Raw genomic sequence first — 14,730 nt, 5'->3', positions numbered from 1 at the left:
TTACTCCCCACTAACTGCCGTTGGAATTGTTCTTTTACGTTGCCAGTATTGTCTTAAACTATCAAAACTTAGGTATACAACGGGGGTGGTAAATAAAGTCAGTAGCTGACTCATAATGAGCCCTCCGACGATTGTGATACCAAGGGGTTGGCGCAATTCAGCACCGTCACCGCTACCTAACATCAGTGGAAGTGCACCGAAAATTGCGGCTAATGTTGTCATGAGTATTGGGCGAAAACGTAACAAACTAGCACGGAATATGGCTTCACGAGCGGTAAGTCCCGCGGTTCTTTGTGCTTGAATAGCAAAGTCGACCATGATGATGGCATTTTTCTTCACAATACCGATTAACAACATAATGCCAATTAAGGCGATTAAACTAAATGGGGTGTCAAATAATTCTAGGGCTAATAATGCACCTACACCTGCTGATGGCAGTGTTGATAAAATGGTCAGTGGGTGAATATAACTCTCATACAAAATTCCCAGGACTAAATACACCGTAACAATTGCGGCTAAAATGAGGAATAATTGTGATTTTAGCGTTTCTTGGAATATTTGTGCGGTACCCGCAAAACTCCCCCTGACTGTTGAAGGAACGCCAAGGGCGGTCATTGTTTTTTCAATTTCGACCATTGCGTCATCCAAGGTATAACCATCGGCTACGTTAAATGCAATGGTCGATGAAGCGGATAGCCCTTGGTGGTTAACACTTAATGGAGCATTGGCGGGTTGCCAACGCGCAAAGTAGGAAAGGGGGATCGCTTGTCCCTGATTATTAATCACAAACATTTTGTCGAGGGAACTAACATCTTGGGTGTATTCAGGAGCGACCTCCATCACGACTTTATATTGGTTCATTGCTTCATAAATGGTAGAAATTTGACGTTGGCCAAAGGCATTATTCAGTAAACTATTGGCCTCACGAACATCAATACCTAACTGCGCCATTAAATCCCTATCATAGGTAATGGCCATTTCAGCGCCTTTGTCTTCTTTGTCTGAGTTAACATCGGTTAATTGGGGCAAATCGCCTAATGCCTTACGGATAGCAGGCTCCCAATCGCGTAAAGCAGATAGCTCATCGGCAAGAAGGGTAAATTGGTAACTGGCATTGGCTTGTCGACCACCGACACGGATATCTTGAACGGGCATCATAAATAAATTAGCCCCAGGCTCATTGGCGAGTTTCAATCTTAACCGGTTGATTACTTGAGCCGAGCTTTCAGTGCGTTCGCTAAGGGGTTTTAATGAAATATACATAAAACCACTGTTCACACGGCTGCCACCCGTAAAACCAGTGACATTATCGGTAGCGGGGTCATCTTTCACTTGTTGCATAAAGCGGGTCATTTTTTCTTTCATGGATTGGAAAGAAATACTTTGGTCAGCGCGGACAAAGCCCATAATGCGGCCAGTATCTTGTTCAGGGAAAAAGGTTTTTGGCACGGTAATATATAAGTAAACATTGAGCCCAATAGTCGCGAATAATACCGCGAGAACACTACGACGATGATTTAATACCCAGTTTAAAGCCGCTGCGTAACTTTCTTGTAGGCGTAGTAATACTCGACCAAATCCCCGATGCTTTGCTTTGATATTACTACTGCGTTTCTTCAGCAAATAAGCGCACATCATTGGCGTCAGTGTTAAAGAGATAACCAGTGAAATCCCAATTGCGGTGGCAAGTGTAATTGCAAACTCGCGGAATAAGCGGCCGACCAAACCGTCCATTAACAGTAGCGGAATAAAAACAGCTACCAGAGAAATACTCATAGAGACAACGGTAAATCCAACTTCGTGGACGCCTCGTATTGCGGCGATAAAGGGTTTAGTTCCATTTTCAATATGGCGAGAGATATTTTCTAACACCACAATGGCATCATCAACCACAAAACCAGTTGCCACTGTCAGTGCCATTAATGATAAGTTGTTAAGGCTAAACCCGCATAAATACATAGCAGTGAAAGTCCCGATCAGCGAAACGGGCACGGCAACCGCAGGGATCAAAGTCGCTCTACCTGAGCGTAAGAACAGCAGAACAACTAAAATAACTAAGGCAACGGCAATCAATAAAGCGCGTTCGACTTCTGCTAAAGATGCACGGATAGTCGGCGTTCTATCTTGTGCGACTTTTAAGTCAATAGCGGCGGGGATCATGTCATTGAATTCAGGCAATTCAGCGCGTATGCGGTTAACTGTCTCAATAATATTGGCACCTGCTTCACGGCGTATAACAATTAAAATAGCGGGTTTGCCATCAGCCATACCCGCCGCACGAATGTTTTCAATAGAATCTTTAACGTTAGCAACATCACTCAATTGGACGGCATTACCATCACGGTAGTGAACAATAATAGGGCGATAGTCTGCCGCTTTTTTTAGTTCATCGTTCGTCTGTACCTGATAGCGTTTTTCATCATCATTAATATACCCTTGAGGTTGACGAACATTGGCGCTGCTAATCGCAGACCGGACGGCATCTAAAGAGACACCTTGGTTAAATAAGGCGGTTGGGTTTAATTCAACACGAACAGCAGGGAGTGAACCGCCCCCAACGGACACTTCACTGACTCCTTCGATTTGTGCGATACGCTGAGCGAGGCGTGTTGAAGCAATATCATAAATTTCACCAGTGCTCATCGTTTCTGATGTCATCGTTAGGATCATAATCGGAGCATCAGATGGGTTGGATTTATAATAGCGTGGGCGACTTGGCATACCGCTGGGCAGTAGTGTTTGTGCAGCATTAATAGCAGCTTGTACTTCACGCGCTGCATTATTGATATCTTTATCTAGGTTGAACTCAAGGGTGATTGTTGTTCGCCCTAGAGCACTACTGGATGTCATTTCGCTGATCCCTGCAATACTCCCCAAAGAGCGTTCAAGGGGAGTAGCCACGGAGGATGCCATTGTTTCTGGTGAAGCCCCGGGAAGTGACGCTGTCACGTTTATCACAGGATAATCTACTTGGGGTAACGGGGAAACAGGTAAAAATAGAAAACTTAAAGCGCCACATAAGGTTATGGCGACGCTGATAAGTGTGGTCGCGACAGGGCGACTGACAAACAGGGCAAAAAAGCGCTTCATTATGACACCTGCGCCTTATTGGTTTGACGGCGTCGCTTAAAATAATGAGAAAGACGGTCAAACAATAAATAAATCACAGGGGTAGTAAATAGGGTTAAAATTTGGCTCATGATAAGCCCACCAACCATACTGATCCCTAAAGGCTGACGTAATTCCGCTCCGACACCCGTGCTCAGCATTAATGGCAGTGCACCTAACAAGGCAGCCATTGTGGTCATTAATATTGGGCGAAAACGCAGTAAACAAGCTTGGTAAATCGCATCATAAGGGGACATCCCTTTTTCACGTTCTGCCGCAAGGGCAAAGTCAATCATCATGATGGCATTCTTTTTAACAATACCAATCAATAAGATAATACCAATAACGGCAATGACATCGAGGTCTTTTCCCGCCATCATCAGTGCGAGTAGTGCACCAACACCAGCGGTTGGTAGTGTAGATAAAATGGTAATAGGGTGAATAAAGCTTTCATACAAAATCCCTAACACGATATACATCGCAATAATAGCTGCGGCAATTAACCAAATAGTACTACTTAATGCAGCTTCAAAAGCCAATGTAGCGCCTTGGAATTGTGTGGTAATGGATTTAGGCATGGCAATCTGCGATTCGGCGTATTTGACAGCATTAACAGCGGCTTCAAGGGATGCACCCTCGGCAACGTTAAATGAGAAGGTAACCGCAGGGAACTGGTCTAGGTGATTAATCGCTAATGGGCCAGTACCTTCTTGAATATTGACTAGTGTGCTTAATGGGACCATCGCGCCATCAGTCCCTTTTAACCGAACATCGTTTAGTGCATCCATCCCCTGACGGGTTTGGGTATCATGCTCTAAAATGACGCGATATTGATTAGATTGGGTATAAATGGTCGAGATCATGCGTTGGCCAAATGCATTATATAAGGCATTGTCAATTGCAGACATAGTGATACCAAAACGGCTGGCAGTATCGCGATTAACATTAACATAAGCGACTAACCCTTTATTTTGCCAATCGCTACTGACATCGGCTAACTCAGGTTGTTGCTCTAACGCGGTTAATAGCTGAGGCACCCAAGTTGCTAATTCATCTAAAGAACCGGCTTGCAAGGTAAATTGATATTGAGTACGTGCCACTTGTGTATCAATGGTCAAGTCTTGCATGGGTTGTAAATATAAATTGATGCCAGAAATTTTGTCTGCTGATTGTTGCAATCGGTCAATAATTGCCACGACACGATCTGCTCGGTCATCTAGTGGTTTTAACGTAATCTGAATACGTGCATTATTAAGCGTTGCATTGGTGCCATCGACGCCGACATAGGTGGTGACATTATCAACGGCAGGGTCGGCTAATAGTTTAGAGACGACCTCTTGTTGTTTTTGTGCCATTGCCGCAAACGAGATAGATTGGCGGCTTTCAATTGAACCTTGGATAATTCCACTGTCTTGCAATGGGAAAAAACCTTTCGGTATCCACATATAAAGCAATACGGTCAATACCATGGTGCCCACAGCAACTGACAGGGTTAACCATTGGTGATTTAGAATACGTTTTAGCCAAATCGCATAACCGGCCACCATACGGTCAAAAAAACGCTCACAGGCTAATTCAAAACGGTTATGTTTATGTTGCGATTCAGGTTTTAATAAGCGAGCACACATCATCGGTGTTAAAGTCAGAGAAACCACCGCAGAAATTAAAATTGCGACGGCAAGGGTAATGGCAAATTCGCGGAATAGTCGACCAACAATATCCCCCATAAATAATAATGGAATTAACACAGCCACTAATGAAAAGGTGAGGGAGATAATGGTAAAACCGATTTCCCCTGCGCCTTTTAATGCCGCCACTAAGGGTTTATCCCCTTGTTCAAGGTAACGGGAAATATTTTCGATTACCACAATTGCATCATCGACGACAAACCCTGTCGCAATAGTCAGGGCCATCAGCGTGAGGTTATTGACAGAGAAACCGCAGAAATACATCACTGCGAAAGTACCAACTAAGGAAAGTGGCACCGCAATTCCTGGGATCAATGTGGCTATCCCATTGCGCAAAAACAGGTAAATTACCATTACAACAAGGGCGATTGCCAACATTAACTCAAACTGAACATCACTGACCGAGGCACGGATAGTACTGGTTCTATCCGTTAGAATATCGACATTCACTGATTTAGGTAAACTTTCAATTAACTCAGGCAATAAGGCACGGATAGTATCTGTCGTTTCAATAACGTTAGCACCGGGTTGGCGCTGTACATTAATAACAATAGCTTGTTGATTGTTAGCCCAAGCACCTAAATAGGCATTTTCAGCACCTTGTACTATGGTCGCAATATCACCAAGTCGGACAGGAGCACCATTTTGAAAAGCCACAATAAGTTTGCGGTAATCATCAAGGGATTTCATTTGGTCATTAGCAGACAAAGTGACTGCACGGGTCGGGCCATCAAAACTCCCTTTTGCAGAGTTAACATTCGCGTTATTAATTGCTAGGCGAATAGTTTCGCTATCTAAGCCTTTTGCTGCCATGGCTTGTGGGTTTAAATTTACCCGTACCGCAGGGCGTTGACCACCTGCTAGTGTCACTAAACCTACACCATTAACTTGGGAAATTTTCTGTGCAATACGTGTTTCGATAATATCTTGAACTTGTGTTAACGGCATCGCATCAGAGGTAACCGCTAAGGTTAAAACCGGTGGGTCAGCTGGGTTAACCTTATTATAAATTGGTGGATAAGGCAGATCAGAAGGTAATAGGCTACTCGCTGAGTTTATCGCGGCTTGAACTTCTTGCTCCGCAACCTCTAAAGGTAAGGTGAGTTGGAACATTAACGTGATTACCGATGCACCGCCTGAACTTTGCGATGACATCTGTTTTAAGCCTGACATCTGGCCAAACTGAGTTTCCAGAGGGGCGGTGACCGCAGAGGTCATCACGTCTGGGCTGGCGCCTGGGTAGAGTGTAACGACTTGAATTGTTGGGTAATCGACTTCTGGAAGCGCCGAAACAGGTAAAAAACGATAGCCAATGATCCCTGCGAGTAAAATAGCCACCATGAATAATGTCGTGGCGACAGGGCGTAAAATAAATAAGCGAGAAGGACCACCGCCTTTTGGCATTTCAGGCTGCATTACGCTTTCTCCGCGCTATTTGGTTTATCTTTACGAGGCGTTTGGGCTTTTTTTGCAATGCTCTCAGGGTTAACGACTTCTACGGTGGTGCCATCAGTCAGTTTATCAACACCATCCGTAATCACTTTGGTATTTGCGGCTAGCCCACTTTCGATAACCACTTGCTGGCTATCTTGCATCCCAACAGTGACAGCGTGTTTACTGACTTTATTATCGTCACTTAAAACCCAGACATAATGGCCATCGTTACCCATTTGTAGTGCGGCAGTTGGGATGACCACGGCATCTTGCAAGGTTTCGACTTGCATTTTTATATTAACAAATTGATTAGGAAATAATGTTTCATCTTCATTCGTGAAGCGGGCTTTAATTTTTAATGTTCCGGTGGCGGCATCAATTTGGTTATCGGTACTTAATAATTCACCACTAGCGATCAGGGCAATATTATTTCTATCCCAAGCTTCGATTAAAACTTTTTGACCTGAAGATTGAGCTTGTTGGATAGCAGGAATATCCCCTTCTGGTAAAGCGAATAGCACATCAGCGGGTTGCGTTTGAGTGATCACAACAATCGGAGTTGAAGTTCCTGAGGGAATAAAATTACCGACATCAACAAGTTTTAGGCCAACTCGTCCAGAAATTGGCGCTGTGATTTTACTGTAAGCTAATTGTAATTTTGCATTATCCACCGCGGCTTGATCGACTTTAATACTCCCTTGAGCTTGCAAAACGGCCGCTTTTTGGTTGTCTAATTCTTGTTGTGAAATAACGTTACTGCCAGCAAGTTTTTGATAGCGAGTCAAATCTAGCTGTGCATTGGCTAACGTTGCTTTGTCTTTAGCAAGTTGTCCTTGCGCCTGTGAAAGCTGAACTTCAAATGGACGAGGGTCTATTTGAGCCAGTAAATCACCGGCATTGACATGTTGACCTTCAGTAAAATAAAGCTGCATCAGTTGGCCTTCAACGCGGCTAGTGACGGTGACAACATTAGCGGCTTGAACTGTACCGAGCCCCGATAGAAAACGTGGTACCTCTTTTTGCTCTGCCAGTGCAAATTGGACAGGGGCGAGTACCCTAGGTGGACGTCCCATGGCGCTGCGTTGTGAATTAGGTTTTGCCACGTTACTGGCATTAGGCGCTTCAGATTGTTGTGATTGTTGATAAAAATACCAAGAGGCTCCGGCTGCAACAAGGATAGCAACGAAAATAGTAGAACGAGTCAATGTTTTACGGCGATTTTGTTTATTCATTTTGGGTTGGTCGCTCAATACAAAAAAGGAAGCTCAGTGAGTTTTTAGAGCAAAAAAACTAACTGAAAAGAGTTAGTTAGGCATATTAATAGTTTAACGTGATAGGTACAAAGAAAAATGGAGGAAATATGAATAAGTGTCAATTTATGTTTGCTTTGCTGCATATAGTGATTAATTGTTAAGCATAGAACAATTTTAGGACATTCTCCAAAAACAACAAAACCCCAAAAAAACATTAAAAATCAATCTAATAAAACTTACAAGTTTGATCTGTAAATGAATTAATTATTTTTATATTAATTAAAAATTAGTTTAATTAATATAAAAATAATAACGTTTGCTCACTCTTTGAAAAGAGTCTAGAAATTTAATAACTGTATATATTAAAAGGAATTAATCAATGGTTTTATACAATAATTCAATATTATCAGATATCATTTATGACACTAAAACTTTTGCAGCACAAGTTTCCGGCACAGAAGAGGTAGAAATGCTTACTTCAGAAGTGAAAGGAATATTCTCTCAGGTTCAAAATTTAAATGTATCAACACAAGTAAATAAAAATGTGGAGTCTAACCATACCGAGAATTATAAAGTTAATACTCCTGAAGTGGAAATAATAGGTTCTGAAGCACAAGAAATATTGGCTATGCTTGGTAAGGTTAATTTATTAGATATTGAAACCTCTGTACAAAGCGATGCTTTGGTTTCTGCATCAAATAGCCTTTTGCAAGATGAAGTCATCTCTGTAAATCAAGATAGTGGATTTAAATATATTCATTATGCACTTGAATTACCTATTGCAACGCTGTAGTTAGTATTAACAAAATGGTCCCTAAAATTAATGTCAAATTAAATTAGGGACCATTTAATTATTTATCTATAGGGAGAATATATGAATTTAGTTAAAATTAGAACAGAACAGTTAAAAAAAACAGTGAACCAGTATGAAAAAACAATTGATCTTGAACTGTTACGTAGAAAGATAAATAGACGAATTGATATAAAATCTAAACTAGATGCTCTTCAACTAAAGCTAGAGAAAAAAAGTGAAGCATTAATAGAAGAATATATCAAAACATACAATGGCTATATAGAAAAAATTACAGATGTTATACAAAAAATGCCTCAGTCTAATAAGGAGAATATGAACGGTTTTATAAAAATCATATCAAAAACACCTATGCACTTTGAGGAATATATAAACGAAACTATAAAAAATTTCGCTAATATACCTACAAAGAAGGATATATACGCTCCAAGAATGGCAAGCTATTTGGAAGATATTAAGTATAGCTATAAAAATAAAGTACAATTCGTAGAGAACACCTATAATATAAAGCATTATATAAATGATGTTATTATGATAACCCAAAAGCAACTCTGCTGCAGTGATAGTGACCATCACTTCCCAAATGAAATAGTATCAAACCCCTTTGATTTTAAAGTTGACACCCAAAAATATTATGATGATAGGGTGAAAAATATGAGTGAATATCATAGTAAGGCAGCAGTGCAATTCCCAGAAATTAAATCTTTAACATTGGAAATATTAAATACTGAACAGAATCTTAATGATAAAGAAGTTTGGCTAATTAACACGTTACTAGCAGAAAAAAAGGATATTGTAAAACTTGAGGAGGAGGGCAGCTATAGCGGTGTTGACTACTTCGGGGATGAGCTTTTCAAATATAAAATGTTGAATGATGATTTTAAAAAAGTAGAGATAGATATAATAGTGAAAATGGTAATATTAAAATATATATCGAGTGGAGCTAAGAATGATGAGCTAATGGATAAAATCCTATCGTTATCTGGAAAAAAAAGAGACCTTAAACAACAAATAGCAAAAACAGAAAAAAATATTAAAGAGTTGATTGTAAGAAATAAATTTAACTATCCCGAGATAGGGGCAATGACAGCTGAAGAATCTAAAGAATGCGAACAAATCATGGCTTCATATATAAGCGCTTTTAAGGAAGATGGTTCATCAAGTAGTAATCATTTAGAATCGAGTAGCGTTAATGCAGGTTTGATACAGGGTGTTAAACTAGATCAAACTATTGGTCTAGATATATAGTAAGATGCAATAAATAGAAACGGTCTGACGCCAAGATACGTACATCAGACCGTTTGAAAGTTAACGATTTAATTACGGTGTCGTACTCGTATTTAAAACTGTTGAATGGCTTTCATTATCTTGGTTGTTTGCCGTCCAGCCTTTCCATGAAAGAGGTAAAAATGCGACCGCTACAGCTAATAGCGATACACCAGCAACATAGTATGCAGGTGCCATATGGGACTGTTGTAACCATGCCCCCGTCAGAATTGGGGTCAAACCACCAAAAATTGCATAAGCAACATTGTAAGCAAATGACAGCCCTGAATAACGGATTTCAGGTGGGAATGCACGCGTGCTGATAATAGGCGTTGTTGCAATCGCACCTACAAAGAAGCCCATTAAGCCATAGTTAAAAATTAAGCTAGTTGCTGAAATATCTGAAGATAACGATGAATAGAAATAAATCGCGGTAACAGCTAAACCACCCCAAGACAATGTCATGGATGTCCGAGTCCCTGTTTTATCGCCTAACCATCCCCAGAAAATACAGCCTAAAGTTAAGGTCAATGTCGCAGCACAGTTGGCTTGCAATGCAATATTGCGGTCAATATTGTAGATCCCTTTTAAAACGACATCTGGGGTCATCAAAATAGTGACAACAATCGCTGTTGATAAGGACCAAGTTAGCGCGGCGGTAATCATACAAGCTTGTTTGTGTGATTTAATGACCGTTTTGACGGGTAACTCTTGAGATAATGCTTTTTTCGCGGCTAGCTCTTTAAATATAGGGGTTTCTTGTAAAAAACGGCGCAAATAAACGGAGATAAAGCCAAAAATACCCCCGAGAATAAACGGTATACGCCATGCAAAGTCGTGGACTTCAGTAGTGGTATAAGAACGCTCAATAATAATGGCCACGATAGAACCAAGTAAAATACCACCTGTAATACCTGACGTTAATGTCCCAACCCCTAAGCCATAACGTTGTTTAGGGGTATGTTCGGCAATAAACACCCAAGCCCCAGGCATTTCCCCACCAATGGCAGCACCTTGCATAATGCGCATCAATAATAGTAATAACGGTGCTGCTGCACCAATTGTTTCAAAGGTTGGCAGGAAACCGATTACAAAGGTAGGGAATGCCATTAAGAAAATACTTAAGGTGAACATTTTCTTACGACCAATTTTATCCCCAAAATGGGCCATAATAATCCCACCAAGTGGGCGAGCAAGGTAACCAGCAGCAAACAACCCTAAAGTAGCCATTAACGCAAGGAATTCGTTATCCCCAGGAAAAAATAGCTGAGAAATAATTTTTGCGTAAAAAACGAAAATAACAAAATCATAAAACTCAAGCGTACCCCCTAAAGAGGATAAACCTAATGTTTTATAATCTTCTTTACCCAAGGGCCGCGCCGAGGGTTGGCTGGCTGGTTGCGATGTCATAACACTTTCCTTCTAAAATACTTGAAATATCAGTATAGGATAAATTCAAGATAACAAGCAGTTGCTCAAAATAATGAGTTAATCATATTTATTGGGTGCAGATAAGAGGCATAAACGTTGGATGGGTATAACTTAGTTTAATACACAGTATCTTTTTGCATATGCTATTTATAGCAGGAAATTCTATATTTTGTAAACCTCGGCACCAAAAACAAGAATCATATTCTGGTTAGTTGCTATTAGTTAAATTAAGCGCCCACTCTGGCAGTGAATAGCCTTATATGATGTTAATATTATGAAATTTGCAGAATATCGTATATCGAAAACAGGGTTTTATTTAGCTAATTAATATTAATTTAATAATTTCTTACGTTTTTGAATAACAAAAAATATTATAAGAGTTGCTAGGGAAATACTGTGATCCTAAATAGTCATTATTCTAACTAAACATCTTTAGCAAAAATGAACATGACTAAAGAGCCGACAGTGACTAAAAGTTAACAATTTGAAATGTATTAAAGAAAGGGATTACTAGTGATAAAGACGCATGCCCAGAAAGGTAACTGGACATGCATAGAGACAGCTAAACTAAGAAAAGGGTGGCTAAGCCTAGGAAAATAAAGAAACCGCCTGTATCTGTAATTGCAGTGATCATCACACTGGAGCCAATAGCAGGGTCTTTACCTAGTTTTATCATGATTAGCGGGATAAGCACACCCATAATCGCGGCCATTAATAAGTTTAGAACCATAGCCAGTGTCATGACTGCTCCCATCGCAATATCGCCATAGAGGAAGTAGGTAACGACACCCATTATACCTCCCCAAACAATACCATTAATAAAGGCAACGCCAAGCTCCCTGAGCATTAAGAAAGAGAAACTACCGCTTTGAATCTGGTGAAGCGCTATAGCACGGACAATCATAGTGATAGTTTGGTTACCTGTATTACCGCCAATACCAGCGACGATAGGCATTAAAGTGGCGAGGGCAACTAATTGGGAAATCGTATCTTCGAACACCCCGATAACTCGGGAAGCGACAAAGGCGGTACATAAATTGATAGCAAGCCATGTCCAACGGGTTTTGACTGCTTGGCCTACGGGAGCAAAGACATCTTCTTCAGGGCTTAACCCCCCCATACGACGAATACTGTTATCATTTTCTTCGCTGATGTTATCAACGATATCTTCAACGGTGAGACGGCCCATTAACAAGCCATTGCTGTCTACGACAGCGGCGGAAATTAAGTCATAGCGTTCGAACGCGCTTGCTGCATCTTCGCCTTTTTCATCGGGTAAGAAGGTGACGGTGTCTGTTCGCATGACCTCAGCAACGATTTTATCGGGTGATTGTGTTAAAATCGTGGTTAATGGTAATTCACCTTGTAGATAATTATTGTTATCTACAACGAAAATTTTATCCGTTGCTTCTGGGATTTTGCCTCGTTGCCGTAGATAACGTTGAACCGTTTTTAATGCGACATTTGGACGGACGGTGACGAACTCAAAGTCCATCATTTGCCCAACGCTATCTTTTGCGTATTGCAAGACTTCTCGGATGCGGCTACGTAAGCTGGGTTCTAAATAGGTGAGCAATCTACGCATCGTATCGCGGGGTAAGTGTTCCGCGATATAAGCTTGCTCATCAACATGCAGGTTAGCAACTGCGCGCAGAAGTTCTCTATCTGACATATCCTTGATTAGACTGTCCCAGACAGAAACAGAGGCTTCAACTAGCACTTCACCGCGTTCGTTATTATCAACAAGGCGCCATAGTGCGAGACGCTCATCGTATGGGAGCATCTCTAAAATATCCGCGATATCAGCGGTGTGCAGGTCAAGAAGTAACTCTTTTACAGTATTGATTTTTTCACTAATTGCTTTGTCATCAATACTGACGTGTTGATCATTTTCAACAAGTGCATGGACGAACTCTTCGTCGTCTAAAAATAACGTCAGAATTTGCTGGCGGATATGCGCCAGTTTTTGTGAGTGCGGGTTTACTGTTGGTACCGCATCGATTGAGAAAGCAGGTTGTGACATTTTAATCCTTAAAGCAATAACAGCGCACAGCGCTTTATATTAATTCGCCTACGAGGGGACGAAATTTATTATCATTATTGTCGCCCATTTAAATAATATTTCAAACAGTTGAATTAAATAGGCAGTGATTTCACAGTAATCAACCAATAAAATCAGAAGAAATCACTACAATAATGGCGTAAGTTACTTGGTTTCCGCACTAATACGTAATGACCAACCAGGAACATCCTCCCAATAATCACTTTCTTTTTCTAAATCCAGGGCCATCAAGGCATTCTGCACGAGATATTCCTCTGGTAAATAGAGTGCCCAGTGGCCTTCATCTGTTTCTATTCGTAATGAAGTCGGGGTTGTTGTTGATTGGCGTTGGTTATTTAATAATATGGCAAGCCGCAAGATTTGAATTAGCGGCATAAATTGTTTTCTTTTAAACAGATTAAATTTGGGAATATCGTCATATTTTATGGCTCGACGGTGATTACGGACTAGCGTGGCTAATAATAATTGCTGCTCTTGATTAAAACCGGGTAGGTTAGTGTTTTGTAAAATATAGGCAGAATGGCGGTGCATGCCACTATGATTAATACTTAACCCGACTTCATGCAGCATAACAGCCCAAATCAAAATAGATTCTAGTTGAGGATTAAGCTGTTTGGGGTTTTGCTGACCCCATTGGTAATACAGCTCTTCCATGGTTTTTAGAACGCGCTTTGCTTGTTCTCTATCAATATTATAGTGCTCGGCAAGGCTTAATGCAGTGCGTTGACGGATATCTTGGTGGCGAAAACGGCCTTCCATTTCATACAGAACCCCTTCACGTAAAGCACCATCGGATAACCGTAATTCTTTAATATCTAATGAATCAAATACAGCCAATAAAATAGCCAGTCCTGGAACGAAAACCTGCTTGCGCTCGTTGGACAAGCCGGGAATGTTTAATGCGCTAAATGACTTATATTTCAACGCCATTTGTTTAATTTCAGCCAGTCGTTCTCGAGTAATAATACCGTCTTTATAGCCAAGTTCTTGTAATACACTATGTGTTGCTTTAATTGTGCCAGAAGCCCCCATTGCAACATCCCATGTGTATTTTTTAAATAAAATAGCCGTACTTTCTAATTTTAAACAGGCGCAAAGATAAGCACGATTAAAAAAATCAGGGGAAATGGTTTCGTTTGGAAAGTAAGTGCGAGCAAAACTGACGCAACCCATTCTGCGGCTTTCAATGAGTAGTGGCTCAAATTTTTCACCGATAACGATTTCCGTAGAGCCGCCCCCGATATCAAGAACAAGCTTGCGACCTTTCTCCGGCTGGGTGTGCTCAACTCCCATAAAAATTAGCCTTGCTTCTTCTTGGCCTGAAATAATTTCAATGGGATAGGGGATAATTTCTTTGGCGCGTTGCAAAAACTGCTTCACATTGGTTGCAACGCGTAACGAGTGGGTGCCAACAATACAAACATTATCAGGCGAAAAACCCTGCAAACGCTCTGCAAATAAAGCTAAACAAGAAAGCCCTCGTTCCATTGCTTCTTCACTGAGTTCGTTGGTATCACTCAGCCCATCAGCAAGGTGGACACGCTTTTTAAGGCGGGTGAGCACTTGTAACGCCCCATTGACAACACGTGCGATGACCATATGAAAACTGTTTGAGCCTAAATCTATTGCCGCAATTTCTTGTGGCCTTGGTGATGATGTTGAAGTTATTGGCATAGT

General features: G+C 40.9%; 7 protein-coding genes and 1 pseudogene. 2 read left to right on the top strand and 6 right to left on the bottom strand.

What is annotated here, in order from left to right; all coding sequences use genetic code 11:
* The 3 genes from mdtC to P3L56_RS11790 are packed head-to-tail and all read right to left on the bottom strand — an operon-like array spanning position 1 to position 7,462.
* On the bottom strand, positions 1-3,090 hold the full coding sequence (mdtC, locus tag P3L56_RS11800) for a multidrug efflux RND transporter permease subunit MdtC (protein ID WP_166685076.1): 3,090 nt from the start codon (positions 3,088-3,090) through the stop codon (positions 1-3).
* The gene (locus tag P3L56_RS11795) at positions 3,090-6,212 is read right to left on the bottom strand and encodes an MdtB/MuxB family multidrug efflux RND transporter permease subunit (RefSeq protein WP_129465989.1); all 3,123 of its coding nucleotides are present in this window, start codon (positions 6,210-6,212) and stop codon (positions 3,090-3,092) included. Before P3L56_RS11795 ends, mdtC begins: the two co-directional genes overlap by 1 nt.
* On the bottom strand, positions 6,212-7,462 hold the full coding sequence (locus tag P3L56_RS11790; protein WP_048607361.1) for an MdtA/MuxA family multidrug efflux RND transporter periplasmic adaptor subunit: 1,251 nt from the start codon (positions 7,460-7,462) through the stop codon (positions 6,212-6,214). The genes P3L56_RS11795 and P3L56_RS11790 overlap by 1 nt, the downstream gene beginning before the upstream one ends.
* A 400-nt stretch (positions 7,463-7,862) precedes the next feature.
* Here P3L56_RS11790 and P3L56_RS11785 point away from each other — a divergent pair, with 400 nt between their 5' ends.
* On the top strand, positions 7,863-8,276 hold the full coding sequence (locus tag P3L56_RS11785; protein WP_129465988.1) for a hypothetical protein: 414 nt from the start codon (positions 7,863-7,865) through the stop codon (positions 8,274-8,276).
* 81 nt (positions 8,277-8,357) lie between these two features.
* The gene (locus P3L56_RS11780) at positions 8,358-9,542 is read left to right on the top strand and encodes a hypothetical protein (RefSeq protein ID WP_166685075.1); all 1,185 of its coding nucleotides are present in this window, start codon (positions 8,358-8,360) and stop codon (positions 9,540-9,542) included.
* A gap of 72 nt (positions 9,543-9,614) precedes the next feature.
* On the opposite strand, the gene P3L56_RS11775 is transcribed toward P3L56_RS11780, so the two are convergent.
* The 3 genes and pseudogenes from P3L56_RS11775 to ppx all read right to left on the bottom strand — a co-directional run bounded on the left by P3L56_RS11775 (position 9,615) and on the right by ppx (position 14,727).
* Entirely contained in the window at positions 9,615-10,970 is a 1,356-nt protein-coding gene (locus tag P3L56_RS11775) for an MFS transporter (RefSeq protein WP_166686890.1), read from the bottom strand.
* Between the two features lie 583 nt (positions 10,971-11,553).
* Positions 11,554-12,834, bottom strand: a pseudogene (mgtE, locus tag P3L56_RS11770) (magnesium transporter); the annotation flags it as partial.
* Between the two features lie 363 nt (positions 12,835-13,197).
* The gene (ppx, locus tag P3L56_RS11765) at positions 13,198-14,727 is read right to left on the bottom strand and encodes an exopolyphosphatase (RefSeq protein WP_042843533.1); all 1,530 of its coding nucleotides are present in this window, start codon (positions 14,725-14,727) and stop codon (positions 13,198-13,200) included.
* Positions 14,728-14,730 lie beyond the last annotated feature (3 nt).

Source organism: Providencia sp. PROV024 (assembly GCF_032709665.1).
In the GTDB taxonomy this organism is placed as follows: Bacteria; Pseudomonadota; Gammaproteobacteria; order Enterobacterales; family Enterobacteriaceae; genus Providencia; species Providencia huashanensis.
Note: the sequence above shows the minus strand (reverse complement) of the source record. Positions and strands in the feature narration are given on the sequence as shown.

Coding starts and splice junctions, on each gene's coding strand:
- P3L56_RS11785 (WP_129465988.1), top strand. CDS start 7,863: ATGGTTTTATACAATAATTCAATATTATCAGATATCATTTATGACACT.
- P3L56_RS11775 (WP_166686890.1), bottom strand. CDS start 10,970: ATGACATCGCAACCAGCCAGCCAACCCTCGGCGCGGCCCTTGGGTAAA.
- P3L56_RS11780 (WP_166685075.1), top strand. CDS start 8,358: ATGAATTTAGTTAAAATTAGAACAGAACAGTTAAAAAAAACAGTGAAC.
- ppx (WP_042843533.1), bottom strand. CDS start 14,727: ATGCCAATAACTTCAACATCATCACCAAGGCCACAAGAAATTGCGGCA.
- mdtC (WP_166685076.1), bottom strand. CDS start 3,090: ATGAAGCGCTTTTTTGCCCTGTTTGTCAGTCGCCCTGTCGCGACCACA.
- P3L56_RS11790 (WP_048607361.1), bottom strand. CDS start 7,462: ATGAATAAACAAAATCGCCGTAAAACATTGACTCGTTCTACTATTTTC.
- P3L56_RS11795 (WP_129465989.1), bottom strand. CDS start 6,212: ATGCAGCCTGAAATGCCAAAAGGCGGTGGTCCTTCTCGCTTATTTATT.